Here is a 24,751-nt window from a genome sequence, read left to right as displayed (position 1 = left end):
GTCGGCCGGCAGGCCACGTGTTGGCGTGATCACAGCCCGTGAGCGGTCCGGGTGATTGGTATTGACCAAGGGTGAGGGCCGTCCTATGGTCGCTGACAAGTGCAACAACCTTTAATAAACAAGGCGCTGAAACGCCGCCGGGCCACGGCGATTGCGGAGGACAGGGTGGGGACCACGCAGCTGGAAACGGTGCCGGAACCGAAGTACTGGCACCTGAGGACCGTGCTCAGCGAGGCACTTGAATCGGAGTTCTCGGTGGGCGAGATCCTGCCCAACGAACGCGACCTGGCGGCCCGCTTCGGCGTCGCCAGGGCCACGCTCCGCCAGGCACTGGAACAGCTCGAACTCGAAGGCAGGCTGCAACGCCGGCGCGGCGTCGGCACGACCGTCGCACCGCCGCGCGTGGGCGTCGCCGTGGGCACCGAGCAGCACGCCTGGCCGGGAGCCGCCGAGGACGGCTGGCAGGCCACGGACTGCGCCCTCGCGGCGCCGCCCGCCACGATCGCCGACACCCTGGTCACCGGCGCCGGCGAGCCCGTGCACACCGTGCGCCGCTCCCGGGTGACGCACGGTCAGCCGGTCGCCGCCGAACTGCTCTACGTCCCGCAGTCCTCGGTGCCCGACCTGTCCGCCATCGACGCCCCGTCGGGCGCCGCACGCGCGCGTGCCGTGCTGCGCGAACTGCAGCGACTGGAGCTGGAGGGCCGGGAGAGCGCCGTCGAACTGGGCTCGGCCCGCGCCGACGACGCCAGGGAACTCGACCGGCTGCCGGGCGCGCCCGTGCTCGTCGTGACGACGCGTTACCTCGCGCACGGCAGGACCGCCGCGCTCTCCGTCGCCACCTACCGCGCCGACACCTGCCGGCTCACCTTCGGCGACACCGGAGGCGTGGAGATCCACGAGGACCCGGAGCGCCGGGCCTCCTGACCGTGCGATAGCCCGCGTCCCGGACCACCCCGGCCCCGGGACGCGGGCACGCTCACCGGCGGCCCGTGACCGTCCCCTCCACCGCGAACAGCTGCTCCTCCACATGGTCGAGGGCGAGCCGCAGCGCACCCGTCGCCACGGCGGCCTCACCGAGCAGGGACAGGGCCACGTTCGGCGGACGCAGGCAGTAGCGGGACAACTCACGCCGCAGCGGCTCCAGGACACCGTCCAGACCGGCCGCCCAGCCCCCCACCACGACCAGCTCCGGGTCCAGGGCGAGGACCAGGGCGGCCACGTCGTGCACGAGCCGCTGGATGAACCGCTCGACGGCCTCCAGCGCGCGCGGATCGCCCTCACGGGCCTGGGCGAACACCGCCGCCACGGCCCGCTCGTCGAGCGGCCGCAACGGTTCGTCCGTCGTCGACAGCAGCGTCTCCGGCGTCGCCTCACGGCCCAGCATGTGCAGCGCGCCGATCTCCCCGGCCGCGCCGCCGAACCCGCGGTGCAGTTTCCCGCCGATCAGCGAACCGGCACCGGGACTCAGCCCCGCCAGCACGAACACCACGTCGTCGGACTCGGTCGCCGACCCCTTCCAGTGCTCGGCGACGGCCGCCGCGTTGGCGTCGTTCTCCACCAGCACCGGGCACTTGAAGGACCGGCTCAGCCGCTCGCCCAGCCGCAGCCCGGTCCAGCCGGGCAGCGCCGCCCCCAGCCGCACGGTGCCGTCGGCCTCCACGATGCCCGGCGTCGCCACCCCCACGGCCCGCAGCGAGCCGCGTGCGACCCCGGCCCGGCGCAGCAGCTCCACGACCGCCGTGCGGACCTTCTCCAGGCGCTCGTCGGCGTCGGCCGCCTCGTCGACGTCCTTGGTGGTGGCGCCCATCACCCGGCCGTCCAGGTCGGCGAGCAGCGCGGCGACCCGGTGCGCGCCGATGTCCAGGCCCAGCAGATGACCCGCCTCGGCCCGGAACCGGAACCGCCGCGCGGGCCGGCCCTGCCGCCGGGCGACACTGTCGTCGGCCGCCTTCTCGACGACCAGCCCCGCTTCGATCAGCCCCTCGACGACCCCCTCGACGGTGGGCCGGGACAGCCCCGTCACCCGGGTGATCTCCGTCAGCGTGGCGGCATCCGTGGCACGCAGCGCGTGCAGCACCACCGCGGAGTTGATCCTTCGCAGCAGCGAGGGATCCCCACCGGTCAGCTGCCCCAAAGGTCCGTCCTCCCAGCTCGTGCGCGTGTGGGGCGGATGCTACTCGTCGGGCGCCCACCCCTGCGAGTGCCGGGCGTCACACCGAACGCGGGCCGCCCGCCGCCCCGGTCGTCTCACCCCGGCGCGACGAACCCCGACTCGTACGCCGTGATCACCGCCTGTGTGCGGTCGCGCGCCCCCAGCTTCGCCAGCACCGCGCTCACATGCGACTTGACCGTCTCGGTGCCCACGACGAGCCGCTCGGCGATCTCGGCGTTCGACAGCCCACGCGTCATCAGCCGCAGAACCTCGGCCTCCCGGTCCGTCAGCCGGGCCCGCTCCAGCACCGCGCGCGCCGCACGGTTGCCGCCGTCGTCCCCGTAGCGCGCCGCCAACCGCCGTACCGAGGCGGGGAACAGCAGCGACTCGCCCGCGGCGACCAGCCGCACCGCGTGCACGATCTCCGCCGGGCGGGCCCGCTTCAGCAGGAAGCCGTCCGCTCCGGCGCGCAGCGCCTCGTAGACGTACTCGTCGTTCTCGAAGGTGGTGATCACGACGATCTTCGGCGGCTCGGCGACCGTGCGCAGCACCGCGCGCGTGGCCTCGATGCCGTCCAGCAGCGGCATCCGTACGTCCATCGCGACGACGTCCGGGCGCAGCCGGCGCACCAGCGGGATCACCGCCGCCCCGTCGGCGGCCTCCCCGACGACCTCGATGTCGCCCTGCGCCTCCAGTACGGCCCGCAGGCCCGCCCGTACGAGGGGTTCGTCGTCGACGAGGAGCACGCTGACCGGCATGCCGACAGGCTAGATCACCTCACCGGCAGCTCCACCCGCACCCGCCAGTCGTCCCCGACGGGCCCGGCGCTTGCGTGGCCGCCCAGCAGGGCGGCGCGCTCGCGTATGCCCCGCAGACCGCTGCCTCGTCCCGGCTCCGGTGGCTCGGCGGGCAGGGGATTGCGTACGTCGAGACGGAGGACGGCGCCCTCGACGCTGACACGGACCCGGGCCGGCACGGGCCCCGCGTGCCGCAGCACATTCGTCAGCGACTCCTGCAGGATGCGGTAGCCCTCCCGGGAGACCGGCCCCGGCACGCCCTCCAGAGGCCCCGCCAGATCCGCGTCCACCTCGGCGCCGGACGCCCGTGCCGACTCCAGCAGACGGCCGGCGTCCGTCAGCGTCGGCCGGGAGCCGGCGGGTGTACCGGACTCCCGCAGGACGCCCAGGACGCGCTCCAGGTCCTCCAGGGCGGCCCGTCCCGTCTCCTCGATGGCGTCCAACGCCCGCCGCGTGAACGCCGGATCGTCCGCCGCGCGGGCCGCGCCGGCCTGGAGGACGGCCACGGTCAGCGCGTGCCCGATCGAGTCGTGCAGCTCCCGGGCGATCCGGGTGCGCTCCAGCAGCTGATCGGTGCGCTCCTCCAGGGCGGCCAGCCGCTCGGCGGGGGACGGCCCGAGTAGTCGCACCGCCAGGGCCGTGATCAGCCGGCCCGCGCCCCACACGGTCGCCGCCAGCACCGCGAGCAGTACGGGCACCAGCGCGATCCGCCACGCGAGCACCGGACCGAACGGCGGCACGACCCCGCCCCCCGACACCAGATCCGAGACGGCGAACAGCAGTTGGGCGATCAGCACGATCGAGGCACACCCGAGGACGAACCGTGCCTGCAGCCACAGCACGAGCCGCCACCGGTCCGCCCAGGTCGCGGACGGGGCGACGACGATCCCCGCACTGTCGCTGTCATGGCGCTGCCCGGTCAGCAACAGCCGGGCCTGCAGCCCTTCGACCGTGCGCATGGCCGGCACCAGCCCCGCGGGGACGAGCGCGACGGCGGCCACCAGCCAGATCCACCACTCCTCCCTGATGAAGATCAGCATCGCCGGCCACACGACGGTCACGAACAGGTGCAGCAGCCGTGTGTACGTCACCGCCCGGCCGAACGGGCGCAGCAGACGGACCATCGCGCCATCGTGCCAGGCACCACCGACAACGGACCTCCCCCGCACGGGGGAGACGCTCTCCACCCGCGGGGGAGGCCCCGGCCCGCCCTCACCGGTCAGGCTGAGGCCATGACCAGCATCGAAGTCCAGGCCCTCACCAAGGAGTACGGCGGCAGGCGCGCCGTGGACGACCTGACCTTCACCGTCCTCCCCGGCCGTGTCACCGGCTTCCTCGGCCCCAATGGCGCCGGGAAGTCCACCACCCTGCGGCTCGTGCTCGGCCTCGACCGGCCCACGTCCGGGACGGCCACGGTCGGCGGCCGCCCCTACGCCACCCTCAAGGAACCCCTGCGCACGGTCGGTGCCCTGCTCGACGCCGGGGCGGCGCACGGCTCCCGCACCGGACGCGACCATCTGCGCGTCCTCGCCGCGAGCAACCGCATCCCGGTGTCCCGGGCCGACGAGGTGCTGGCGCGGACGGGACTCACCTCGGTGGCGCGGCGCAGGGTGAGGACGTACTCCCTGGGGATGCGCCAGCGGCTCGGCATCGCGGCGGCGCTCCTCGGCGACCCCGAGGTCGTACTGCTCGACGAGCCGTCCAACGGCCTCGACCCGGAGGGCATCGTCTGGATCCGCACACTGCTGCGCCGCCTCGCGGAGGAGGGCCGTACGGTCCTCGTCTCCAGCCATCTCATGAACGAGACCGCGACGTTCGCCGACCACCTGGTGGTCCTGGGCCGCGGCCGGCTGCTGGCCGACACCCCGATGCGGGACTTCATCACCGCGCGCGTGGAGCCACGCGTCCGGATCCGCAGCAGTGACGCCGAGGCACTGGAGTCGCTGCTCGCCCGGCACGGCCTCGACGCCGACCGGCACGAGGACGGGCACTGGACGGTCCGCCACGCGCAGGTGGACGACGTCGGCCGCCTCGCCTCCCAGGCGGGCGTCCCGCTCCTCGAACTCGCCGCCGAGGAGGGCACGCTGGAGGAGGCGTATCTGGATCTCACCTCGGAGGCGACCGAGTTCACCGCACAACCGCAGGAGGTCTGACCATGGCGAACGCACCCGTACTCCACTCGGAATGGCTCAAGATCCGTACGCTGCGGTCCCTTCCGGCCGCGCTGGCCGCGCTGTTCGTGGTGACCACGGCGTTCTCCGCGCTCGCGGGCGCCGACACGGGCGAGGACCCGGACTCCGACCCGCTGTTCACGGCACTGTCCGGGGTGCTGCCCGGCCAGATCGCCGCCGTCTCCTTCGGTGCCCTGGCCATGGCGGCCGAGTACCACGGGGGAGCCCTGCGGCTGTCGCTGGCCGCGGTCCCGCGCCGCGGGCGCTGGTTCGCCGCGAAGCTGACGGCCGTCGCCGTGCCGGTCCTCCTCACCGGGCTCGTGACCGCCGCGGCGGCCCTCGCCGTCGCCCGCATGGACGGCCTGACCGGCCCGGAGCAGGCACGCGCGGTCGTCGGATGCGGCCTCTACCTCATGCTCATGGCCCTGTTCGCGGCCGGTCTGACGGCCGTGTTCCGCAGCGGGCCGGCCACGCTGTCCGTCCTGATCCCGTTCATCCTCGTGGTGTCGTTCGTCGTCGGCGACGCGGTGGGCACCGTGGCCGACTTCCTCCCGGACAAGGCGGGTCAGACCGTTCTCCACCGGGCGTACGACGGTTCCCTCGGACTGTGGTCCGGGCTCGCCGTGACCGCGCTGTGGACGGCCGTCGCCCTCCTCGCGGGGGCGTGGAGCGTACGGCGCAGGGACACCTGACGCCACGCCAATTGTCAGTGGGGACGGCGATACTGCACCCCATGGACGTCGTGAACGACCTGGCCCTGACCGACTCGTTGTGCGCCCGGCGGTTCCCCGCCGCGCGCGACGGGACGGGTCCCGCCCCGGGCGGCCCCGGCTACTTTCTCGTGGTCCTGGAGGCCGCCGGCGGCGGTACGCCCGCCGACCTGTACGCCCACGAGGCGGCGCTGACAGAGCGGTTCGAGGAGCGCTGGGGGGAGGGGGCGCGGTGGGGGAGCGTGACGCTGCTGGAACGAGCGGCCCGGGGCGAGGAGATACCCGAGCCCTGGGCCGAGCTCGGCCTGCGCGCGGACGACCTGAGGACCTGGCGGGAGCCGGGCACCGGCCGCTGGATCAGCCTCGCCGTCGCCGACCGGGACCCGGACGCCGACCCCGCACTCCTGCTGATGGTGACCGACCGGGACCCGCCCTGACGGCTCACTCCCGCGCGGCCACCCGCAGCCGGGCGAACTCCTCCGCCATCGTCGCCGCCGTCCAATGCGCGTTCAGCCCGCTCGGGTTGGGCAGCACCCACACCCGCGTCCGCCCGATCGTCCGCTCCTGCGGACCCACCCGCGCCCCGCGGTCGTCGAACGCCGCCCGGTAGGCGGTCACTCCGACGACGGCGAGCCAGCGCGGCCGCAGCGCCTCCACCTTGGCGGTCAGCAGCCGGCCGCCCTCCCGGTACTCCTCGGCGCTCAGCTCGTCGGCCCGCGCGGTCGCCCGCGCGACGACATTCGTGATGCCCAGCCCGTACGACGGCAACTCGTCCTGTTCCGACGGCTTCAGCAGCCGCGGCGTGAAGCCGGACAGGTGCAGCACCGGCCAGAAGCGGTTCCCGGGGCGGGCGAAGTGATGGCCGGTCGCGGCCGTCATCAGACCGGGGTTGATCCCGCAGAACAGCACACGCAGGCCGTCCGCGACCACGTCGGGGACGAGGCGGTCGCGGGCGGCCTCCAACTGCTCGGCGGTGAAGCGCGGCATGCGGTGCGTCCGGTCAGAGGATCGCGCCGGGCGTGTAGCCCGCGGCCTCCGGACGCTGCTTCACGATCTCCTCGATCCGGCTCACGACCACACCGACCTGCGCGGCGGCGGCACCCGTGAAGGACAGCTTGTCGGCCATCAGCGCGTCCAGCTCCGCCCGGTCCAGCGGGATGCGCTCGTCGGCGGCCAGCTTGTCGAGCAGTTCGTTGCGTTCGGCGCCCTGCTCCCGCATCGCCAGCGCGGACGCGACGGCGTGCTCCTTGATCGCCTCGTGCGCGACCTCACGGCCCACACCGGCGCGCACGGCGCCCATGAGCACCTTGGTGGTGGCGAGGAACGGCAGGTAGCGGTCCAGTTCACGGGCGACGACGGCCGGGAAGGCACCGAACTCGTCGAGGACCGTCAGGAACGTCTCCAGGAGGCCGTCCAGCGCGAAGAAGGCGTCCGGCAGGGCGACCCGGCGGACCACCGAGCAGGAGACGTCGCCCTCGTTCCACTGGTCGCCCGCCAGCTCGCCGGTCATCGAGGCGTAGCCGCGCAGGATCACCATCAGGCCGTTGACCCGCTCGCAGGACCGGGTGTTCATCTTGTGCGGCATCGCGGAGGAGCCGACCTGGCCCGGCTTGAAGCCCTCGGTCACCAGCTCGTGCCCCGCCATCAGCCGGATCGTCTTGGCCAGCGAGGACGGCGCCCCGGCCAGCTGCACCAGCGCGGTCACCACCTCGTAGTCCAGCGAGCGCGGGTAGACCTGGCCGACCGACGTGAACGCCTGCGAGAAGCCCAGGTGCGCGGCGATCCGGTCCTCCAGCTCGGCGAGCTTCACCGGGTCCCCGCCGAGCAGGTCGAGCATGTCCTGGGCGGTGCCCACCGGGCCCTTGATGCCGCGCAGCGGGTAGCGGCCCAGCAGCTCCTCGACCCGGCCGTACGCCACGAGCAGCTCGTCGGCGGCGGTCGCGAAGCGCTTGCCCAGGGTGGTGGCCTGGGCGGCGACGTTGTGCGAGCGGCCGGCCATGACCAGCTCGGCGTACTCACCGGCCAGCTTGCCGAGACGGGCCAGCACGGCCACCGTACGGTCGCGCATCAGCTCCAGCGAGAGGCGGATCTGCAGCTGCTCGACGTTCTCCGTGAGGTCACGGGAGGTCATGCCCTTGTGCACGTGCTCGTGCCCGGCGAGCGCGTTGAACTCCTCGATCCGCGCCTTCACGTCGTGCCGGGTGACCTTCTCGCGCTCGGCGATCGACGCCAGGTCCACGGTGTCGAGGACCCGCTCGTAGTCGGCGATCGCCTCGTCCGGCACCTCGATGCCGAGGTCCTTCTGGGCCCGCAGCACGGCGAGCCAGAGCTGACGCTCCAGCTTCACCTTCTGCTCGGGGGACCAGAGCGTGGCGAGCTCGGTGGAGGCGTAGCGTCCGGCGAGGACGTTCGGGATGCGGGGCTTGGCGGGCGCAGAAGTCACGTGCACGGAGTTTACCCGGCGCCCCCCGCGCCCCGGGCGCCGCTCCGCCCGAGCGCCCCAGGTCAGGGGCGCGGCCCGGGTGCCGGCCCCCGGCGGACGGCCGTGGCGGGTCGATCGGGTGAATTCCCCGCCGGTGGCCGCGTCCCGGTTTCCCGGGGCCTTCACAACTCGTTCATAGTCTGCAGGTCGTGGCGAGTTCGCAGCTGCGCGTCACCCCTTCTGCCACGACCTCTCGAATTCCGGCGAGCGCCGCATTCGTGTCGATGACCGACGTCGGCCTCCCTTTCCGTCCGAAAGAAAGACAACGAGAATGCGACAGGCTCTGACCAGGGGATTGATCGTGGCCGCCGCCGCGACGAGCGCCCTGTCCCTGTACGGCACCAGCGCGTCCGCGGCCCCGCGTGTACAGGGCACCGTGGTGAAATCCGCCGTCGTCCTGCCGGCCCACGCGAAAGCGTCGGACTCCCACGGGCTGGATCAGCTGGACGACAAACTCGGCGCGATGGACGAGCAGCTCGACGGCGTGGACAAGAGGCTGGACGAGCTCGATCTCCCGGGCGCCGCCCCGTCCGGTGAGGGCACCGCCTCCTACGGCTCCGACGAGCCCTCCAGCGCGAGCTACGGCTCAGACGAGCCGTCCGGCGCGAGCTACGGAAGCGACGAACCGTCCGGTGCGAGCTACGGCACGGACGAGCCGTCCGGTGCGGGCTACGGGGACGAGCCGAGCGGCTACGGCTCCGACGAGCCGTCCGAGCCCACCGGACACGGCTACGGCTACGGCTCCGGTTACGGCTACGGCGAGGAGCCGGACAAGACGGACGAGCCCAGCGGATACGGCTACGGCTACGGGTACGGCGACGAGCCCGAGTCCCCCGAGCCGACCCCCACCCGGCCCGCCCCCTCGCCCACGCCCCACGAGCCCGGTCCGGCGCCCTCGCAGACCCCGCCCGCCGGGCCGGAGCGGCCGCACCTGCCCGAGACCGGCGCCGGAGGCATCGTCGGCGGCGTCGCCGCCAGCGGCGCCCTGCTGATCGCCGGCACCATGCTCTACCGGCGCAGCCGGGCCGCGTCGCGCGGCTAGAAGGCCCGGAACGGGAACGCCCCTGCCGCACCAGGCGGCAGGGGCGTCCTCACGTGCACGCGGTGGCTACGCGGCCGGCCCGTCGTACGGCAGCAGCTCCGGGCGCTTCGCCGGCCGTCCGTCGCCCGAGGACCGTCCGGTCAGACGCCGCCCTATCCAGGGCAGCAGGTGCCGGCGCGCGAAGCGCACGTCCGCGACCCGCCGGGCGACCCAGCGCGGCGGCACCGACGCCGGCAGCGGCGTACGCCACTCGGTGTCGGCCGGGTCGTAGCCGAGCGCCTGCCACACGGCCTCCGCGACCCGGCGGTGTCCCTCGCCCGTCAGATGCAGCCGGTCCACGTCCCACATCCGCGGGTCGCCCAGCGACGGCGCCCCGTACAGGTCGACGACGATCGCGCCGTGGCGCTCCGCCAGCTCGTCCACACAGGCGAACAGCTCCTCCATGCGGGGCCGGAACCGCTCCAGGACCGGTCCCTGCCGCCCCGGGCTGCGCATGAGCACCAGCTGCTCACAGGCCGGGGCCAGCTTCTCCACGGCCTCCTCGAGCAGGCCCCGCACCCGGCCCATGTCGCACTTGGGCCGCAGGGTGTCGTTGAGCCCGCCGACGAGTGTGATCACGTCGGCTCCCATGGCGGCGGCCACGTCGACCTGCTCGTCGACGATCTGCCCGATCAGCTTGCCGCGCACGGCGAGGTTCGCGTACCGGAAGCCGGGGTTCTGGGCGGCCATCCGGCCGGCGAGGAGGTCGGCCCAGCCTCGGTACGAACCGTCCGGGAGAAGGTCCGACATGCCCTCGGTGAAGGAGTCGCCGACGGCGACCAGGCTGCTGTGAGTGGGATTCGTCTGCATGGCGACGGAAATGGTATCCCGAGCTCCATACCCAGCGGTCGGTCGGCCCGGGAACCGCCCTCAGGCCCCCGTCAGGCGCGCTGTCCGAACAGCTCCCGCAGCACGTCCTCCATGGTCACCAGCCCGGCGAGCCGTCCGTCGTCGCCGAGGACGGCCGCGAGGTGGGTGCGGCTGCCCCGCATCGCCGTGAGCACGTCGTCCAGCGGGGTGCTCTCGCGGACGCGCGCGATGGGCCGCATGTCCCGGATCTGGAACGGCACGTCCCGCGGGGAGGCGTCCAGCGCGTCCTTGACGTGGAGGTAGCCGACGATACGGCGGCCCGCGTCGACGACCGGGAAGCGCGAGAAACCCGACTCGGCCGACAGCCGCTCCAGCTCCTCCGGGGTGACGCCCACATGCGCGTAGACGACCCGCTCCAGCGGGAGCACCACGTCGCGCACGGGCCGGCGGCCCAGCTCCAGCGCGTCGTGCAGACGCTCGCGCGCCCGCTCGTCGATGAGACCGGCCTCGCCCGAGTCGCGCACCATCCGCGCCAGCTCGGAGTCCGAGAAGGTCGCCGTGACCTCGTCCTTGGTCTCCACGCGCAGCAGCCGCAGCAGCCCGTTGGCGAACGCGTTGACCGTGAAGATCACCGGTCGCAGCGCACGGGACAGCGTGACCAGCGGCGGGCCCAGCAGCAGGGCGCTGCGCACCGGCTCGGCCAGGGCGATGTTCTTCGGCACCATCTCGCCGAGGAGCATGTGCAGATAGGTGGCCAGCGTCAGCGCGATCACGAAGGAGACCGCGTGACCGGCGCCCTCGGGGACGCCCACCGCGTGGAACACGGGCTCCAGGAGATGCGCGATGGCCGGCTCCGCGACGATGCCGAGCACCAGGGTGCACAGGGTGATGCCGAGCTGCGCGGCGGCCAGCAGCGCGGACACGTGCTGCAGCCCCCACATGACGCTCTTGGCGCGGCGGTCGCCCTGCTCGGCGTAGGGCTCGACCTGGGAGCGGCGCACCGAGATCAGGGCGAACTCGGCGCCCACGAAGAAGGCGTTGACGACCAGCGTCAGCAGGCCGATGAACAGCTGTACGGCGGTCATCGACCGTCCTCCTGCGTCTCGTGCTCCGCCGGTTCGTCGAGCGGGGCGTGCAACAGCACCCGCGCGGCCCTGCGGCCGGCGGCGTCCACCACGTCGAGCCGCCACCCGGCGACCTCGACCTCGTCGCCCACGGCGGGGATCCGGCCGAGTTCGGTGGCGACGAGACCGGCCAGGGTCTCGTAGGGGCCCTCGGGCACCTTCAGGCCCACGCGCGCGAGCTGGTCGGTGCGCGCCGAGCCGTCGGCCGAGTACAGCGCGCGGCCGCGTTCGTCGCTGCCGGCGGGGGCGATGTCGGGCGTCTCGTGCGGGTCGTGCTCGTCACGGACCTCGCCGACGACCTCCTCGACGATGTCCTCCAGGGTGGCGACGCCCGCCGTGCCGCCGTACTCGTCGATGACCACGGCCATGGTGCGCTTGCCGGAGAGGCGGTCGAGGAGCCGGTCCACGGTGAGGGTGGCGGGGACCAGCAGGGGCTCGCGCATCAGCTCGGACACCGGGGTGCGCGGCCGTTCCTCGGCGGGCACCGCGAGGATGTCCTTGATGTGGGCGGTGCCCACCACGGAGTCGAGGTTGCCGCGGTAGACCGGGAAGCGGGAGAGGCCGGTCGCGCGGGTCGCGTTCGCCACGTCCTCGCAGGTGGCCTGTTCCTCGAGGGCGACGACCTGCACGCGCGGGGTCATCACGTTCTCCGCGGTCAGGTCGGCCAGGTTCAGCGTCCGGACGAACAGCTCGGCGGTGTCCGCCTCCAGGGCGCCCTCCCGGGCGGAGTGCCGGGCCAGCGCGGCCAGCTCCTGGGGGCCGCGCGCGGCGGCCAGCTCCTCGGTGGGCTCGACGCCGAGGCGGCGCACGATGCGGTTCGCCGTGTTGTTCAGATGCGTGATGAAGGGCCGGAAGATTGCGCTGAACCAGCGCTGGGCGCTGCCCACGCGTTTGGCGACGGCGAGCGGGGAGGAGATCGCCCAGTTCTTGGGGACGAGTTCGCCGACGACCATCAGGACGACCGTCGACAGGGCCGTACCGACGACCAGCGCGACCGACCGCGCCGTGGAGCCGGAGATCCCCATCGACTCCAGGGGGCCCGCGAGCAGGGCGGCGATGGACGGTTCGGCGAGCATGCCGACGACCAGGTTGGTCACGGTGATGCCGAGCTGCGCGCCGGACAGCTGGAAGGTCAGGTTCCGTACGGCCTTCAGGGCGCCGGCCGCGCCGCGCTCGCCGCGCTCCGCCGCCCGCTCCAGCTCGCTGCGCTCGACGGTCGTCAGGGAGAACTCGGCCGCGACGAACGCGCCGCACGCCAGCGACAGCAGGATCGCCACCAGAAGGAGGAGCACTTCGGTCATCGGGTCACCTCCGTCCCATGGTCGGACAGGGTGGGAACGAATGCGCGATGTCTACAGCTGGGAGGCTCGCCCATGGGCGGAGGCTCACACCTTTCACTGGAGGACCGAAGAGGAACCCCAATAGTAAAGGATCGGCAAAGCGGTCAGTCGGTGAGGTGCTTGACCCACCGCCGCCATTGGTCCTCGGGCGTGTACCCCGCCGCGCGCCAGGCATGATGCGCACGGGTGTTCCGTTCCAGGACCATCGCGTCGCCGCGCCGCCCGCCGAGCCGTACGAACCGCTCCTCCGCGGCGGCCAGCAGCGCGGAACCGATTCCCTGGCGGCGCCGGTCCGGGTGCACCGCCAGCCGGTACAAATGGCAGCGCCAGCCGTCGAAGCCCGCGATCACCGTGCCGGCCAGCTCGCCGTCCAGCTCGGCCAGGATCAGCGCCTCGGGGTCGCGGGCGACGAGCCGCTCCACGCCGTCCCGGTCGTCGCTGATGCTGGTGCCCTCGGCGGCCGACTTCCAGAAGGCCAGCACGGCGTCCAGGTCACGGGCCGTGGCGGAACGCAGTCGAAGATCACTCATGAACCGATCCCACCACCGGTCACGGGGCGCCGCAGAGGTTTCCGGCATGTGGACGCCCCGTCCGGCTCCCGGCCCGTCACTCGTGCGCGATGGCGGCCAGCACGTTCATGCGCGAGGCGCGCAGTGCGGGGAGCAGCGCCGCCACGACCCCCACCACCGCCGAGCCGATCACCACGGCGACGATCGTGCCCCAGGGGATCGCCAGCGCCGTCATGCCCTGCAACGCCAGCACTCGCTGCGCGCACACGCCCCACACCAGCCCCAGACCGAGCCCGAGGACCGCGCCGAACACGGCGATCACCACCGACTCCAGCCGGATCATCCGGCGCAACTGACGCCGGGACAGCCCGATGGCCCGCAGCAGCCCGATCTCCCGGGTCCGCTCCACGACCGACAGGGCGAGCGTGTTGACCACCCCGAGCACCGCGATGACGATCGCCAGGCCCAGCAGCGCGTACACCAGGTACAGCAGCACGGCGATCTGGTCGTGCACCAGGTCCTTGTAGTCGGCGACGTCCCGGACCTGCACCTGCGGATACGGGTCGAGGGTCCTCTCCAGAGCGGCCCGCAGCGCGTCCGTGTCCGTGCCGGGCGCGGCGTTCACGTAGACGGCCGCGTCCTGGCCGCCCGGCGCGTACCTCTCCAGCGTGGCCAGCCCGAGGAAGACGCCCCCCTGCGCCCCGAACCCGTCGACGGAGTCCTGGTCGGTGAGGGCGCCCACCGTCAGCCGGGCGCGGCGGCCGTCCCGGAACTCGACGGGCAGCACGCTGCCGACCCGCACCCCGTGGTCCCGGGCGAAGTCGCGGTCCATCCCGAGGTGCCCGTCCGCCAGCGCGGCCGCGGAGTCCCCGCGCGCGTAGGTCAGGTGGGCGACCTCGTCGAGCCGGGGCTCGTAGCCGGCGGCGGTGGTCCGCACCCGGTCCCCGTCGGGCAGGCGCAGCGCGATCGTCGTGAGCTGGGAGCGGACGGTCAGCCCGACGCCCTCGGTGGCCCGGATCCGGTCGGCGATCTCCCGGGGGAACGGCACGAAGTTGCTGTCCTGCGCCACGAAGTCGGCCCCTAGGGTCTTGTCGATCTGCCGGTCGAACGACGTCGACATCGACGCGCTCGCCACCGACATCCCGCCGACCAGGGCGAGGCCCACCATCAGCGCGGCGGCGGTGGCGCCCGTGCGGCGCGGGTTGCGCAGCGCGTTGCGCTGGCTCATCCGGCCGACCGGCCCGAACAGCGCGGGGAAGGCGCCGCCGAGCACCCGGATGACGGGACGCACCAGCAGCGGCCCCGCGACGACCGTGGCGACGAGGGTCAGGAGCACGCCGGCGCCGAGCAGGGACGCGGCGGTGGACGTCCGCGAGGACACGGCGGCGCCCGCCAGCGCCGCCGCCCCCACCGCCCCGACGGCCGAGCCCGCGACCGCGCGCAGCCGCAGCGGGCGCCCCACGTCCGCGATCTCCGCGGCCGCGAGGGCCGCCATCGGCGACACCCCGGCCGCCCGCCGGGCCGGGAGGTAGGCGGCGACGAAGGTGACGCCCAGCCCGACGACGTACGCGGCGACCGGGGTGCCCCAGCCGATCACCATCTCGCCGGTCCTGATGCGCATGCCCAGCAGCCCCATCAGCTCGATGAGCCCCACGGCCAGGCCGATGCCGGCCGCCAGCCCCGCCGTCGAGCCGGCCAGCCCCAGCAGCAGTGCCTCGGCCAGGACCGAGCGCCGCACCTGGCGGCGCTCCGCGCCGAGCGCCCGCAACAGCCCCAGCTCACGGGTGCGCTGGGCGATCAGCATGGAGAACGTGTTGACGATCAGGAACACACCGACGAGGACGGCGACCGCGGCGAAACCGAGCATGACGTACTTGATGACGTCGAGGAACGTGCCCAGTCGCTCGACGTCCGACTTCGCCTGCTCGTCGGCGGTCCGCAACTCGTAGGAGGCGGCGTCCGCGCCCAGGGCCCCGGCCGCCCGCCGCTTCAGCTCCGGCTCGGTGACGCCGTCGGCCGCGTCGAGCGCGATGGAGGTCGCCGCGTCCGCGTCGCCGAGCAGCCTCGTCTGCGCGGTGGCCGTGTCGAAGAAGACCAGCGCGGCACCGGGGTTGGTCGTGGTGAACGTGGCGATGCCGACCACGTGGACGGGGAACGAGCCGCGCGGGCCGACGACGGTGAGCCGGTCGCCCAGGCCGACGTCCGCCCGGTCCGCGGTGTCCGCGTCGAGCAGCACCTGCCCGTCGCCCTTCGGGGCGTGCCCGGAGGTGAGTTCCACCGGGCTGCGCTCGGTCGGGTTCCAGACGGCGGCCAGCGTCGGCGCCCCGGAGCTCGGGCTGACCTGGTGGCGGTCGGCGTCGACGACGGTGATGCCGTCCACGTCGACCTCCGCGTGGGCCGCCGCGACACCGTCCACCCCGGCGAGGCGCCCGGCCAGCGCGGCCGGCAGGGTCGGGGTGCGCCCGGACGAGATCGTCTCGTCGAAGGACTCCTTGGGGCTGACGGTGACGTCGGCGGCCGTCGACGCGAACAGACGGTCGAAGGTGCGGCCGACGGTGTCCGAGAAGATGAGACTGCCGACGACGAACGCCACCGACAGGAGCACCGCCAGGGCGGACAGCGCGAGCCGTCCCTTGTGGGCGAGGAAGCTCCTGAGGGTCGCCTTGAGCACCGGTCAGCCCTTCTCGAGCGCCGGGCCCTCCCCGGCCTCGACGCCCGGTGCGCGCCCGCCCTCCTCGGAGGCCCCGCGGATCACGTCGAAGCGTTTCATCCGCTCCAGCACGGCCTCCGCCGTGGGATGCCGCATCTCGTCGACGATCCGCCCGTCCCCGAGGAACAGCACCAGATCGGCGTGGGCGGCGGCCCCCGGATCATGGGTGACCATGACGACCGTCTGCCCCAGCCGGTCGACCGCCTCGCGCAGGAACCCGAGCACCTCCAGGCCGGCCCGCGAGTCCAGGTTGCCGGTGGGCTCGTCGGCGAAGATCAGCTCCGGCCGGGAGGCGAGCGCGCGGGCGCAGGCGACGCGCTGCTGCTGACCGCCGGAGAGCTGGGAGGGCCGGTGCCGCAGCCGGTCGCGCAGCCCGAGCGTGTCGATGACCTGGGCCAGCCACGCCTCGTCCGGTCTGCGCCCCGCGATGTCCATGGGCAGCGTGATGTTCTCCGCCGCCGTCAGCGTCGGGATGAGGTTGAACGACTGGAACATGAACCCGATCCGGTCCCGCCGCAGCCGCGTCAGCTCACGGTCCTTCAGCCCCGTGATCTCGGTGTCGCCGAGCCAGACGCGCCCCGCCGAGACGTCGTCCAGGCCCGCCAGGCAGTGCATCAGCGTGGACTTCCCCGACCCCGAGGGCCCCATCACCGCCGTGAACCGGCCACGCGCGATGTCCACGTCCACCGCGTCGAGGGCGAGCACGGCGGTCTCACCTGAGCCGTACGCCTTGGTCAGCCCGCGGGCGCGGGCCGCCACGCCTTCGGCCGGCGCGGGACCGGGGACGTGCTGCGCAGCTGCTGTGGTCAAGGCCGCCTCCTCCGGGGGACGCACCGACGGCCGCCGGGACGCCGCCTCTCTCGTCGCCGCCGAGCCTAATGTGATCCACCGCACACCGGGTATCCTCCTGCGGTCCCGCGCCGTCTCCGACCCAGGTGGGGGACCCCGGACCGGTGTAAGGGGCACCCGATGCCGCCGGGAGGGCGCTTGCCGTGCTAGCACCCGCGCGCTAGCTTCGAGGTATGGCGAAGACCCAGCTGAACGTGAGAGTGGACGAGGGCACGGCCCGCGCCGCCCGCGAACGCGCCCTGGCCCGCGGGATGAGCGTGAACCGCTACATCGAGGAGCTGGTCCGCCAGGACACCGGCGAGGTCGGCCACACCTTCGTGGAGGCCGCGGCCGACTTCATGAAGCAGTACGAGTCGGTGTTCGCCGAGGAGTTCGGCACCGACCGCGAGGGTTCGCGCGAAGGGCGCCACTGAGCCGTTGAGCCCGCTGACCATCGATCTCGCCTGGCTGCTCATGGTCGCCGAGAAGCGCACCCCGGGCGACCCCACGGTCACCGACTGGGGTGCCCTCGTCGCCGCCGTCGCCCGCCATCAGGCCGAGATATTCGACGTCCCCGTCTACGACAGCCCCCAGGCCCGCGCGGCCTCCCTGCTGCAACTGCTCATGCACGTCCCCGCGTTGGAGCGTTCGAACGCGATGTTCGCCTCCGCGGTCGCCTACGCCTACCTGGTGGCCAGCGGCCTCAAGGTCGCGACCTCGCCCGAGCAGGTGCGCGACCTCGCCCGCCTGGTGCACAGCGGCGAGGCGTCCGTACGGGACATCGCGCGGGAACTGGAGAGCTGGAGCCTCTGACCGGCTCACCGGCCCGGTGACGTCTTGGCGTCCACCGGGCGCCACGCCGTGCCCAGCGCACAGTACGACGAGGGCAGGGCGGGCCCGTTCTCCGGCATCATCACCTGCCGGTACGGGCCGAGTTCGAGGCCCGCCTCCCGCAGCGCCGCCACGGGGTCACGCGAGACCTGGCAGCCGCCGCTGACCAGCGGCCACACCGTACGGTCGAGCACGCGCTGGGTGCGCAGCATCGCCGGCCCGCCGCCCCGGCCGTGCTCGAAGAACCGCACGCTCCCGCCGGGCCGCAGCACCCGGCGCACCTCGGACAGCGCCCGCGGCACGTCCCGCACACTGCACAGCACCAGCGACAGCACGACGGCGTCGAAGCCCTCGCTCTTGACCGGCAGCGCCTCCGCCGTGCCCGGCACCACGTCCACCGGCACCTCGGCGCGCAGCGCGGCCTCCACCGCCAACCGCCGCAGCGACCGCTCCGGTTCGATGGCGACCACCTCGGAGACCGTGGCCGGGTAGTGGGCGAAGTTCAGGCCGTTGCCCGCGCCGATCTCCAGCACCCGGCCCGACAGCCCGTCCAGCAGCCGCTCCCGGATCAGGGCCATGCCCATCCGGGTCTCGGCGCCGACGCTCAGCCGGGCGTAGCAGCGGGCGAACACCGGATGGTGCACGGCGTCGCGTGGACGAACGCCCGCACGGGCGGATCGCAGGGCCATCGGACCTCCCGGGCAGAACGGGACTCACCCCCGATTCTCCCCCGAACGACACCACGGCACCCCCCCCCACGGCGCCTTCACCGCCGTGAGCCGGTACCCCGGGCACGCGTCCTTCGGTGCGTTCCGCGTGCGCCCTCCGCCGCGAGCAGTCCGCTCCGCGCACCTCGTAGCGGGTGTCCGCACCGCGCTGGGCGTGAGCCGGTACCCCGGGCACGCATCCTTCGGCGCGCTTCCGCACGCGCCCTCCGCGGCGAGCCGCCGCCTTGCGGACCCCGACGCGCGTATCCGCACCGCACCCGTGCCGCGAGCCGCTACCCTGCGCCCCGGCCGGGAGGCATCTGCCGTGCGTACCCGCCACGTGTATCCCCTCGCGCCTCGCCGCGAGCCGCTACCCCACGCCCCGGCCGTGAGATTCCGCCCCGCGTCTGCGCAGCACGTACCCGCCGTGTGTATTTCCCCGCGCCCTGGCCGCGAGCATCCGCCCCCCGCGCCCCCGCCTCCGCCGCGCCTCGGCAGCCCGCACCCGCCGCGTGTCTCCCGCCGCGAGCCGCCGCCCCTCAGGGGCGTATCCGCTCACCACTCGCCGTCGCGAGCTTCCACCCGGCACGCCTCAGCGCGTAGCCGTCCCGCGCGCCCCTCCGCCGGTTTCCGTCCCGCGTGCCCCTCCGCCAGTTCCCGCCTCACGCACACGCAGCCGCGAGCTACCGCCCCGCGCACCCCCCGACGCGTATCCGCTCCGAGCCCCGCGCCGCCAGCATCCGCCCCGCCCCCCGGCGCCCCGCCCCCCCCGCCACGCCTCAAAACCCCGCCCGCTCCCGGAACCCCTCCGTGTCCCAGCGGCCGAACAAGCGAGGTGCCAGCCAGTCCGGGGCGGACGCGCGGAAGCCGGCGGGTGGCAGGCCGCCCGCGCCCGCGGGTACCGCCCCCAGCAGTGGAACCTCCGACACCTCCGGGAGATCCGCCACGTTGCAGCGGGACGCCAGGTCCGGTTCGCCGGGCCAGCTGCCGATCACCACGCCGACCGGGTCGAGGCCCCTGCGCCGCAGCTCACGGGCCGTCAGCTCCGTCGTGTTGAGGGTGCCGAGACCGGCCGACGCCACCACCAGCACGGGGGCCGCCATCAGCTCGGCCGCGTCGGCCAGGGTGCCGCCGGCCTCGTCGAAGCGGACGAGCAGCCCGCCCGCCCCCTCCACCAGCACCAGGTCGTGCTCGGCCGCCAGCTTCGCGGCGGCCTCGGCGACCTCCGCCGGACGGACCGGCGCCCGGCCCGCCCGCCGCGCGGCCGTCGCCGGAGCCAACGGCTCCGGATAGCGGGCGAGTTCGGCCGTGGTGACCGGACCGGCCAGCCGCGCCACCTCCGCCGCGTCCCCGTCCTCGTCCGGGCCCACGCCCGTCTGCGCGGGCTTGAGCACGGCGACCGTACGGCCCGAGGCGAGCGCCGCCGCGGCCACCGCGGCGGTGACGACCGTCTTGCCCACCTCGGTGCCCGTGCCCGTGATCACCAGTACCGTCATCTCAGCCCTCTCGTGCGGCCGCGCACACCGCGCGGGCGATCCGTGCGACGTCCGCGTCGCCCGTGACGTACGGCGGCATCGTGTAGACGAGGTCGCGGAACGGCCGCAGCCACACGCCCTCGCGCACGGCGGCCGCCGTCGCCGCCCGCACGTCCACCTCGTGGTCCAACTGCACGACACCGATCGCGCCCAGCACCCGTACGTCCTTGACGCCCGGCAGGTCCGCCGCGGCCGCCAGACCGGACCGCAGCCCCGCCTCGATCCGCCCGACCTCGGCCCGCCAGTCCTGGCCCAGCAGCAGCTCGATCGACGCGCAGGCGACCGCCGCCGCCAGCGGGTTGCCCATGAAGGTCGGGCCGTGGGCGAGCACCGGCACCTCGCCGCGCGAGATGCCGTCCGCCACGCGAGCCGTGCACAGCGTCGCCGCCATGGTCATGTATCCGCCGGTCAGGGCCTTGCCCACACACATGACGTCCGGCGTCACCGCCGCGTGCTCCGCCGCGAACAGGGCGCCCGTACGCCCGAAGCCGGTCGCGATCTCGTCGAACACGAGCAGCACGTCGTGCGCGTCGCACGCCTCCCGCAGCACCCGCAGATACGCGGGGGAGTGGAACCGCATCCCGCCCGCGCCCTGCACCACCGGCTCGACGATGACGGCCGCCAGGTCGTCCGCGTGCCGCCCGATCAGCGACCGCAGCCGCTCGGCGTACTCCTCGTCGTACTCGGCGGGCGGCGCGTCGGCGAACACCTGGCGCGGGAGCACGCCCGCCCACAGCTCGTGCATCCCGCCCTCGGGGTCGCACACCGACATCGGCTGCCAGGTGTCGCCGTGATAGCCGCCGCGCCAGGTCAGCAGGCGTCGCTTGCCGGGCCGGCCCAGCGAACGCCAGTACTGCAGACACATCTTGACGGCGACCTCGACCGACACCGACCCGGAGTCGGCCAGGAAGACATGCTCCAGACCCTCGGGCGACATGTCGACGAGGAGCTTCGCCAGCCGTACGGCGGGCTCGTGCGTGAGCCCGCCGAACATGACGTGGCTCATCCGCGCCAGCTGCTCGTGCGCGGCCTCGTTGAGGACCGGGTGGTTGTAGCCGTGGATGGCCGACCACCACGACGACATGCCGTCGACCAGCTCGCCCGAGCCGTCGGCGAGCCGCAGCCGCACCCCGCTCGCCGACTCCACGACGAGCGGCTCGGCGCGGCCCGGCATCGGACCGTACGGATGCCAGACGTGCCGCCGGTCGAGGTCCAGCAGCTCGGGCACGCTCAGGCCGGGCAGCTCAGGCATTGGGCGCGAGATCCGTCCCGGCGCCCCGCCGGCGCACGGCGACCAGATCGGTGCGCGGCTCACCGGCCGGCGCGGCGGGCTCCGCGGCGGCCGTACCGCACACCCCGCCGTCCGCGTGCGAGCCGCACCCCGCGCCCTCGTGGGACCCGCAGCCCGCGGTCCCGTGCGATCCGCAGCCGGCCCCGGCCGCGTTCGCCCGGTGCTCCGGCAGGGTCACCTCGTCGGCGCCCTCCACCTCGAACCCGGCGTCCGCGATCATCTCCAGGTCGGCCTTGCCCGCCTGGCCCTCACTGGTGAGGTAGTCGCCGAGGAAGATCGAGTTGGCCAGGTGCAGCGCGAGGGGCTGCAGGGTGCGCAGATGCACCTCACGGCCGCCGGCGATGCGCACCTCGACGTCCGGGCACACGAACCGCACCATCGCGAGGATCCGCAGACAGCGCTGCGGGGTGAGGTTCCACTCCTTGGCCAGCGGGGTGCCCTCGAACGGGATCAGGAAGTTGACCGGCACCGAGTCCGGGTCCAGCTCGCGCAGCGCGTAGACGACGTCGACCAGGTCCTCGTCGCTCTCGCCCATGCCCGCGATCAGCCCGGAGCAGGCGGACAGACCGGCCGCGTGCGCCTTGTTCACCGTGTCCACCCGATCGGCGTACGTGTGGGTGGTCGTGATGTCCCCGTACGTGGACTCCGAGGTGTTGAGGTTGTGGTTGTAGGCGTCCGCGCCGGCCTCGCGCAGCCGCTCCGCCTGCCCGTCCGAGAGCAGCCCGAGACAGGCGCACACCTCGACGCCCTCGTTCCCGTCCTTGATGGCCTTGATGGTCTCGGAGACCCGGTCCACGTCCCGGTCCGTCGGGCCGCGCCCGGACGCCACCAGGCACACCCGCTTGGCGCCACCCGCCAACCCGGCTGCCGCGGCCTGCGAGGCCTCGTCCGGCTTCAGCCAGGTGTACTTGAGGATCCCGGCGGTGGAGCCCAGCCGCTGCGAACAGTAGGAGCAGTCCTCCGGGCACAGGCCCGACTTGAGGTTGACCAGATAGTTCAGTTTCACCCGCCGGCCGAACCACTTCCGGCGCACCTTCCCGGCCGCGGCCACCACGTCGAGCAGGTCGTCGTCGGAAGTGGCGAGAACGGCGAGTGCTTCCTCGCGGGTCGGCAGCTCGCGCCGAAGCCCCTTGTCCACCAGCGTGTTCAGCAGGTCCATGGGAGGTGATCCTGACGTACGGAGGGGGCCCGAGCCAAGGTGAGTTTGCACAACCCTGTCGATTCGATGTGTGGGTATTGCCACACCGTGGGCGGCGGTCCCGGCCGCTAGTGTCTGTGCACTGCCTACAAAAGCCCGGAGGAGCCATGGCGTTCGGCTGGATCGACGAACAGGCGGACCAGCGCCGCCGCGCCGGACTGGTACGGACCCTGCGCCCCCGGCCCGCCGACTCCCCGCTCCTCGACCTCGCGAGCAACGACTACCTGGGCCTGGCCCGGCACCCCGAGGTCGTCGAGGGCGCCGCGCGCGCCGCGCGGACCTGGGGCGGCGGAGCGACCGGCTCCCGCCTCGTCACCGGTACGACGGAACTGCACGCGGAGCTGGAGCGGGAACTGGCCGACTTCTGCGGCGCCGAGGCGGCGCTCGTCTTCTCGTCCGGCTACGCGGCCAACCTCGCCGCCGTCACCGCGCTGGCGCCGCACGGCTCCCTGATCGTGTCGGACGCGGGCAACCACGCCTCGCTCATCGACGGCTGCCGGCTGGCCCGGGGCGCCACGCAGGTCGCCGCCCACGCCGACCCGGACGCCGTGCGCAAGGCGCTGCGCACCCACGACGGCCCCGCGGTGGTCGTCTCCGACACCGTCTTCTCGGTCGACGGCGACGCCGCCCCGCTGGCCGCCGACGCGCAGGCGTGCCGGGAGCACGGCGCCGGGCTGGTCGTGGACGACGCGCACGGCCTCGGCGTGCTCGGGGACGGCGGCCGGGGCGCCCCGCACGCGGCCGGTCTCGCGGGCGCGGAGGACGTCGTCGTGACCGTCACGCTGTCCAAGTCGCTCGGCAGCCAGGGCGGTGCCGTGCTCGGCCCGGCCCGGGTGATCGACCATCTGGTCAATGCCGCGCGGACGTTCATCTTCGACACGGGACTGGCCCCCGCGCCGGCGGGTGCCGCGCTGGCGGCCCTGCGGCTGCTGCGCCGCGAGCCGGAACGGGCGGCGCGGGCCCGCGCGGTGGCGGGCGAACTGCACACCCGGCTGATGGCCGCGGGTCTGGAGGCGGTGCGTCCGGACGCCGCGGTCGTCTCCGTGCGGGCTCCGTCCCCGGAGGGGGCCGTGCGGTGGGCGGCCGAGTGCCGTGCGGCGGGTCTCGCCGTGGGCTGCTTCCGTCCGCCTTCCGTGCCGGACGGCATCTCACGGCTGCGGCTGACCGCCCGCGCGGACCTCTCCGAGGGGCAGATCGAACGCGCTGTACGGGTCATCGGTACGACACGACCATGAGTCGGCGTGACACGGCCGGGCGGTACCGGAGCGGGCAGGAACGATCAGAAACGGTCAGGTCTGAAGCGCGGCCGTGAAACACGCCCAGCTCTCGGGGGAGAAGAGCAGCGCGGGTCCCGCGGGGTCCTTGGAGTCGCGCACGGCCAGTAAGCCGGTCCAGGGACCGGAGCGCGGCCGGGCCGTCTCGACGCAGTTGTTCGCCCCCGTGCTGTGACTGCTGCGCAGCCAGCGGGCGTCCGGTAGTTCGGTGCTCGACCTGAGGTTCCGAGGCAGTGCGGTCATGGTGCCTCCTTACGCGCCGCCACCTATCGCGGCGATGAGATCCAGCGATTCCTCGGGCGAAAGGGCGTGGAGCCGAAGGGTGTCGAAGGCCTCCGTGTAGGCCTGGAGGTCTTCTTTCCGTTCCAGATAGAGGCTACTCGTCAAGTGGTCGAGAACAACCACGTCCAGATCAGAAGTGCTCGAAAATGAGAAGATAACGAAAGGCCCAGTGATGCCGACATGCTCACCGGCCGTGAACGGCAGCACCTGCAGGCTGACTTGGGGCAGCCGGGCCGCCTCCAGCAGCCGCTCCAGCTGGCGCCGCATCACCTCGGGCCCGCCGATCTCCCGGCGCAGCACCGCCTCGTCCAGCACCGCGCTGAGCCGCAACGGCGGTTCGGCGCGCAGCACTTCCTGCCGGGCCAGCCGGACCGCGACCAGCGCGTCGAGCCGTTCGTCGGTGCCGTCGTCCGTCCCGCCCGTCGCCGCCCGGGTCACCGCCCGCGCGTACTCGGGTGTCTGCAACAGCCCCGGCACCACGGAGGTCTCCAGCGTGCGCATCGCGCTCGCCTGGGACTCCAGACTGATGAAGTCCCGGTACGTCGGCGGCAGGACCCCGCGGTAGGCGTGCCACCAGTGGTGCCGGCCCGCCGCGTCGGACCCGGCCAGCGCCAGCAGCACCTCCCGCAGCCGGGCGTCCCGCACGTCGTAGGCGTCGAGGAGTAATCGCACATCGGCCGGTTTCACCCCGCTGGCGCCCGTCTCGATACGGCTCACCTTGGACTGGTGCCAGCCCACCAGGCGGGCCGCCTCGCCACTGGTGAGCCCGGTCCCGGTGCGCAACGCACGCAGTTCCGCGCCCAGTTTCCGGCGGCGGACCGCCGGGCCGTGCTGCATGGGCACCTCCTTACTCCGACCGGGCCGCCCAAATACGGTCTGCCGTCGCAGAGTTCACCGCTTCGAGCGACAGATATAT

Annotated in this window: 25 protein-coding genes; 8 read left to right on the top strand and 17 right to left on the bottom strand. The window is 73.6% G+C overall.

Translation table 11 applies throughout. The features are described from left to right. Positions 1 to 165 precede the first annotated feature (165 nt). Positions 166 to 927, top strand: coding sequence for a GntR family transcriptional regulator (locus tag F8R89_RS05455; RefSeq protein WP_151782900.1), 762 nt, complete (start codon positions 166 to 168; stop codon positions 925 to 927). A 52-nt stretch (positions 928 to 979) separates the two neighbouring features. Here the strand turns inward: F8R89_RS05455 and F8R89_RS05450 are convergent, their stop codons facing one another. From F8R89_RS05450 to F8R89_RS05440, 3 genes are all read right to left on the bottom strand, one after another. Further along, the gene (locus tag F8R89_RS05450; RefSeq protein ID WP_151782899.1) at positions 980 to 2,137 is read right to left on the bottom strand and encodes an ROK family transcriptional regulator; all 1,158 of its coding nucleotides are present in this window, start codon (positions 2,135 to 2,137) and stop codon (positions 980 to 982) included. 113 nt (positions 2,138 to 2,250) lie between these two features. Next, positions 2,251 to 2,913, bottom strand: a complete 663-nt coding sequence (locus F8R89_RS05445) for a response regulator transcription factor (protein WP_151782898.1) — start codon at positions 2,911 to 2,913, stop codon at positions 2,251 to 2,253. Between the two features lie 14 nt (positions 2,914 to 2,927). Next, positions 2,928 to 4,076 (bottom strand): histidine kinase, encoded by a 1,149-nt coding sequence (locus F8R89_RS05440; RefSeq protein WP_151782897.1) that lies wholly within the window; start codon positions 4,074 to 4,076, stop codon positions 2,928 to 2,930. Between the two features lie 108 nt (positions 4,077 to 4,184). Here F8R89_RS05440 and F8R89_RS05435 point away from each other — a divergent pair, with 108 nt between their 5' ends. The 3 genes from F8R89_RS05435 to F8R89_RS05425 are packed head-to-tail and all read left to right on the top strand — an operon-like array spanning position 4,185 to position 6,270. Next, a complete protein-coding gene (locus F8R89_RS05435) occupies positions 4,185 to 5,105 on the top strand; it encodes an ABC transporter ATP-binding protein (protein WP_151782896.1) in 921 nt (306 codons plus the stop codon). A gap of 2 nt (positions 5,106 to 5,107) precedes the next feature. Next, on the top strand, positions 5,108 to 5,815 hold the full coding sequence (locus F8R89_RS05430; RefSeq protein WP_151782895.1) for an ABC transporter permease: 708 nt from the start codon (positions 5,108 to 5,110) through the stop codon (positions 5,813 to 5,815). 41 nt (positions 5,816 to 5,856) lie between these two features. Beyond that, positions 5,857 to 6,270, top strand: coding sequence for a hypothetical protein (locus F8R89_RS05425; RefSeq protein WP_151782894.1), 414 nt, complete (start codon positions 5,857 to 5,859; stop codon positions 6,268 to 6,270). Between the two features lie 4 nt (positions 6,271 to 6,274). Here the strand turns inward: F8R89_RS05425 and mug are convergent, their stop codons facing one another. Together mug and purB are read right to left on the bottom strand one after the other, a co-directional pair. After that, entirely contained in the window at positions 6,275 to 6,820 is a 546-nt protein-coding gene (gene mug / locus F8R89_RS05420) for a G/U mismatch-specific DNA glycosylase (protein WP_151782893.1), read from the bottom strand. A gap of 13 nt (positions 6,821 to 6,833) precedes the next feature. Further along, positions 6,834 to 8,276: an adenylosuccinate lyase gene (gene purB / locus F8R89_RS05415; RefSeq protein WP_151782892.1), complete on the bottom strand. Its 1,443-nt coding sequence runs from the start codon at positions 8,274 to 8,276 to the stop codon at positions 6,834 to 6,836. 310 nt (positions 8,277 to 8,586) lie between these two features. Here purB and F8R89_RS05410 point away from each other — a divergent pair, with 310 nt between their 5' ends. Next, positions 8,587 to 9,357 carry a hypothetical protein gene (locus tag F8R89_RS05410; protein WP_151782891.1) on the top strand — a complete coding sequence of 257 codons (771 nt, stop codon included), beginning with the start codon at positions 8,587 to 8,589 and terminating at the stop codon, positions 9,355 to 9,357. Between the two features lie 66 nt (positions 9,358 to 9,423). Here F8R89_RS05410 and F8R89_RS05405 read toward each other — a convergent pair whose 3' ends face one another. From F8R89_RS05405 to F8R89_RS05380, 6 genes are all read right to left on the bottom strand, one after another. After that, positions 9,424 to 10,206 (bottom strand): SGNH/GDSL hydrolase family protein, encoded by a 783-nt coding sequence (locus F8R89_RS05405; protein ID WP_151782890.1) that lies wholly within the window; start codon positions 10,204 to 10,206, stop codon positions 9,424 to 9,426. Between the two features lie 71 nt (positions 10,207 to 10,277). Beyond that, complete coding sequence (locus F8R89_RS05400) at positions 10,278 to 11,291, bottom strand: hemolysin family protein (RefSeq protein WP_151782889.1); 1,014 nt, start codon at positions 11,289 to 11,291, stop codon at positions 10,278 to 10,280. Continuing rightward, entirely contained in the window at positions 11,288 to 12,631 is a 1,344-nt protein-coding gene (locus F8R89_RS05395; protein ID WP_151782888.1) for a hemolysin family protein, read from the bottom strand. Before F8R89_RS05395 ends, F8R89_RS05400 begins: the two co-directional genes overlap by 4 nt. A gap of 143 nt (positions 12,632 to 12,774) precedes the next feature. Then, positions 12,775 to 13,200 carry a GNAT family N-acetyltransferase gene (locus F8R89_RS05390; RefSeq protein ID WP_151782887.1) on the bottom strand — a complete coding sequence of 142 codons (426 nt, stop codon included), beginning with the start codon at positions 13,198 to 13,200 and terminating at the stop codon, positions 12,775 to 12,777. A gap of 76 nt (positions 13,201 to 13,276) precedes the next feature. After that, entirely contained in the window at positions 13,277 to 15,850 is a 2,574-nt protein-coding gene (locus tag F8R89_RS05385) for an ABC transporter permease (RefSeq protein ID WP_151782886.1), read from the bottom strand. A 3-nt stretch (positions 15,851 to 15,853) separates the two neighbouring features. After that, positions 15,854 to 16,699 carry an ABC transporter ATP-binding protein gene (locus F8R89_RS05380; protein ID WP_151782885.1) on the bottom strand — a complete coding sequence of 282 codons (846 nt, stop codon included), beginning with the start codon at positions 16,697 to 16,699 and terminating at the stop codon, positions 15,854 to 15,856. A 212-nt stretch (positions 16,700 to 16,911) separates the two neighbouring features. Here F8R89_RS05380 and F8R89_RS05375 point away from each other — a divergent pair, with 212 nt between their 5' ends. Both F8R89_RS05375 and F8R89_RS05370 read left to right on the top strand, forming a co-directional pair. Then, entirely contained in the window at positions 16,912 to 17,151 is a 240-nt protein-coding gene (locus tag F8R89_RS05375; protein WP_151782884.1) for a toxin-antitoxin system HicB family antitoxin, read from the top strand. 4 nt (positions 17,152 to 17,155) lie between these two features. Next, complete coding sequence (locus F8R89_RS05370; protein WP_151782883.1) at positions 17,156 to 17,530, top strand: fic family toxin-antitoxin system, toxin component; 375 nt, start codon at positions 17,156 to 17,158, stop codon at positions 17,528 to 17,530. A 5-nt stretch (positions 17,531 to 17,535) separates the two neighbouring features. Here F8R89_RS05370 and F8R89_RS05365 read toward each other — a convergent pair whose 3' ends face one another. The 4 genes from F8R89_RS05365 to bioB all read right to left on the bottom strand — a co-directional run bounded on the left by F8R89_RS05365 (position 17,536) and on the right by bioB (position 22,240). Next, the gene (locus F8R89_RS05365; protein WP_151782882.1) at positions 17,536 to 18,237 is read right to left on the bottom strand and encodes a class I SAM-dependent methyltransferase; all 702 of its coding nucleotides are present in this window, start codon (positions 18,235 to 18,237) and stop codon (positions 17,536 to 17,538) included. A 797-nt stretch (positions 18,238 to 19,034) separates the two neighbouring features. Further along, positions 19,035 to 19,751 (bottom strand): dethiobiotin synthase, encoded by a 717-nt coding sequence (bioD, locus tag F8R89_RS05360; RefSeq protein WP_151782881.1) that lies wholly within the window; start codon positions 19,749 to 19,751, stop codon positions 19,035 to 19,037. A gap of 1 nt (position 19,752) precedes the next feature. Beyond that, on the bottom strand, positions 19,753 to 21,042 hold the full coding sequence (locus F8R89_RS05355; protein ID WP_151782880.1) for an adenosylmethionine--8-amino-7-oxononanoate transaminase: 1,290 nt from the start codon (positions 21,040 to 21,042) through the stop codon (positions 19,753 to 19,755). Then, a complete protein-coding gene (bioB, locus tag F8R89_RS05350) occupies positions 21,035 to 22,240 on the bottom strand; it encodes a biotin synthase BioB (protein ID WP_151782879.1) in 1,206 nt (401 codons plus the stop codon). The genes F8R89_RS05355 and bioB overlap by 8 nt, the downstream gene beginning before the upstream one ends. 146 nt (positions 22,241 to 22,386) lie before the next feature. Between bioB and F8R89_RS05345 the strand changes: the two genes are divergently transcribed. Continuing rightward, positions 22,387 to 23,514, top strand: a complete 1,128-nt coding sequence (locus F8R89_RS05345; protein ID WP_151782878.1) for an 8-amino-7-oxononanoate synthase — start codon at positions 22,387 to 22,389, stop codon at positions 23,512 to 23,514. 54 nt (positions 23,515 to 23,568) lie between these two features. On the opposite strand, the gene F8R89_RS05340 is transcribed toward F8R89_RS05345, so the two are convergent. Both F8R89_RS05340 and F8R89_RS05335 read right to left on the bottom strand, forming a co-directional pair. Then, positions 23,569 to 23,796, bottom strand: coding sequence for a DUF397 domain-containing protein (locus F8R89_RS05340; protein WP_151782877.1), 228 nt, complete (start codon positions 23,794 to 23,796; stop codon positions 23,569 to 23,571). 9 nt (positions 23,797 to 23,805) lie between these two features. Continuing rightward, a complete protein-coding gene (locus F8R89_RS05335) occupies positions 23,806 to 24,672 on the bottom strand; it encodes a helix-turn-helix domain-containing protein (protein ID WP_151782876.1) in 867 nt (288 codons plus the stop codon). Positions 24,673 to 24,751 lie beyond the last annotated feature (79 nt).

Source organism: Streptomyces sp. SS1-1 (assembly GCF_008973465.1).
Classification (GTDB): Bacteria; Actinomycetota; Actinomycetes; order Streptomycetales; family Streptomycetaceae; genus Streptomyces.
The sequence above is the reverse complement of the archived record's forward strand: the minus strand, read 5'-3'. Positions and strand labels throughout refer to the sequence as shown.

Bases quoted from the DNA above. Each gene is read 5' to 3' on its own strand.
- bioD (WP_151782881.1), bottom strand. From the start codon at position 19,751: ATGACGGTACTGGTGATCACGGGCACGGGCACCGAGGTGGGCAAGACG.
- F8R89_RS05390 (WP_151782887.1), bottom strand. From the start codon at position 13,200: ATGAGTGATCTTCGACTGCGTTCCGCCACGGCCCGTGACCTGGACGCC.
- F8R89_RS05445 (WP_151782898.1), bottom strand. From the start codon at position 2,913: ATGCCGGTCAGCGTGCTCCTCGTCGACGACGAACCCCTCGTACGGGCG.
- F8R89_RS05375 (WP_151782884.1), top strand. From the start codon at position 16,912: ATGGCGAAGACCCAGCTGAACGTGAGAGTGGACGAGGGCACGGCCCGC.
- F8R89_RS05405 (WP_151782890.1), bottom strand. From the start codon at position 10,206: ATGCAGACGAATCCCACTCACAGCAGCCTGGTCGCCGTCGGCGACTCC.
- F8R89_RS05355 (WP_151782880.1), bottom strand. From the start codon at position 21,042: ATGCCTGAGCTGCCCGGCCTGAGCGTGCCCGAGCTGCTGGACCTCGAC.
- bioB (WP_151782879.1), bottom strand. From the start codon at position 22,240: ATGGACCTGCTGAACACGCTGGTGGACAAGGGGCTTCGGCGCGAGCTG.
- F8R89_RS05410 (WP_151782891.1), top strand. From the start codon at position 8,587: ATGCGACAGGCTCTGACCAGGGGATTGATCGTGGCCGCCGCCGCGACG.
- F8R89_RS05435 (WP_151782896.1), top strand. From the start codon at position 4,185: ATGACCAGCATCGAAGTCCAGGCCCTCACCAAGGAGTACGGCGGCAGG.
- F8R89_RS05430 (WP_151782895.1), top strand. From the start codon at position 5,108: ATGGCGAACGCACCCGTACTCCACTCGGAATGGCTCAAGATCCGTACG.
- F8R89_RS05440 (WP_151782897.1), bottom strand. From the start codon at position 4,076: ATGGTCCGTCTGCTGCGCCCGTTCGGCCGGGCGGTGACGTACACACGG.
- F8R89_RS05345 (WP_151782878.1), top strand. From the start codon at position 22,387: ATGGCGTTCGGCTGGATCGACGAACAGGCGGACCAGCGCCGCCGCGCC.
- mug (WP_151782893.1), bottom strand. From the start codon at position 6,820: ATGCCGCGCTTCACCGCCGAGCAGTTGGAGGCCGCCCGCGACCGCCTC.
- F8R89_RS05365 (WP_151782882.1), bottom strand. From the start codon at position 18,237: ATGGCCCTGCGATCCGCCCGTGCGGGCGTTCGTCCACGCGACGCCGTG.
- F8R89_RS05335 (WP_151782876.1), bottom strand. From the start codon at position 24,672: ATGCAGCACGGCCCGGCGGTCCGCCGCCGGAAACTGGGCGCGGAACTG.
- F8R89_RS05425 (WP_151782894.1), top strand. From the start codon at position 5,857: ATGGACGTCGTGAACGACCTGGCCCTGACCGACTCGTTGTGCGCCCGG.
- F8R89_RS05340 (WP_151782877.1), bottom strand. From the start codon at position 23,796: ATGACCGCACTGCCTCGGAACCTCAGGTCGAGCACCGAACTACCGGAC.
- F8R89_RS05400 (WP_151782889.1), bottom strand. From the start codon at position 11,291: ATGACCGCCGTACAGCTGTTCATCGGCCTGCTGACGCTGGTCGTCAAC.
- F8R89_RS05395 (WP_151782888.1), bottom strand. From the start codon at position 12,631: ATGACCGAAGTGCTCCTCCTTCTGGTGGCGATCCTGCTGTCGCTGGCG.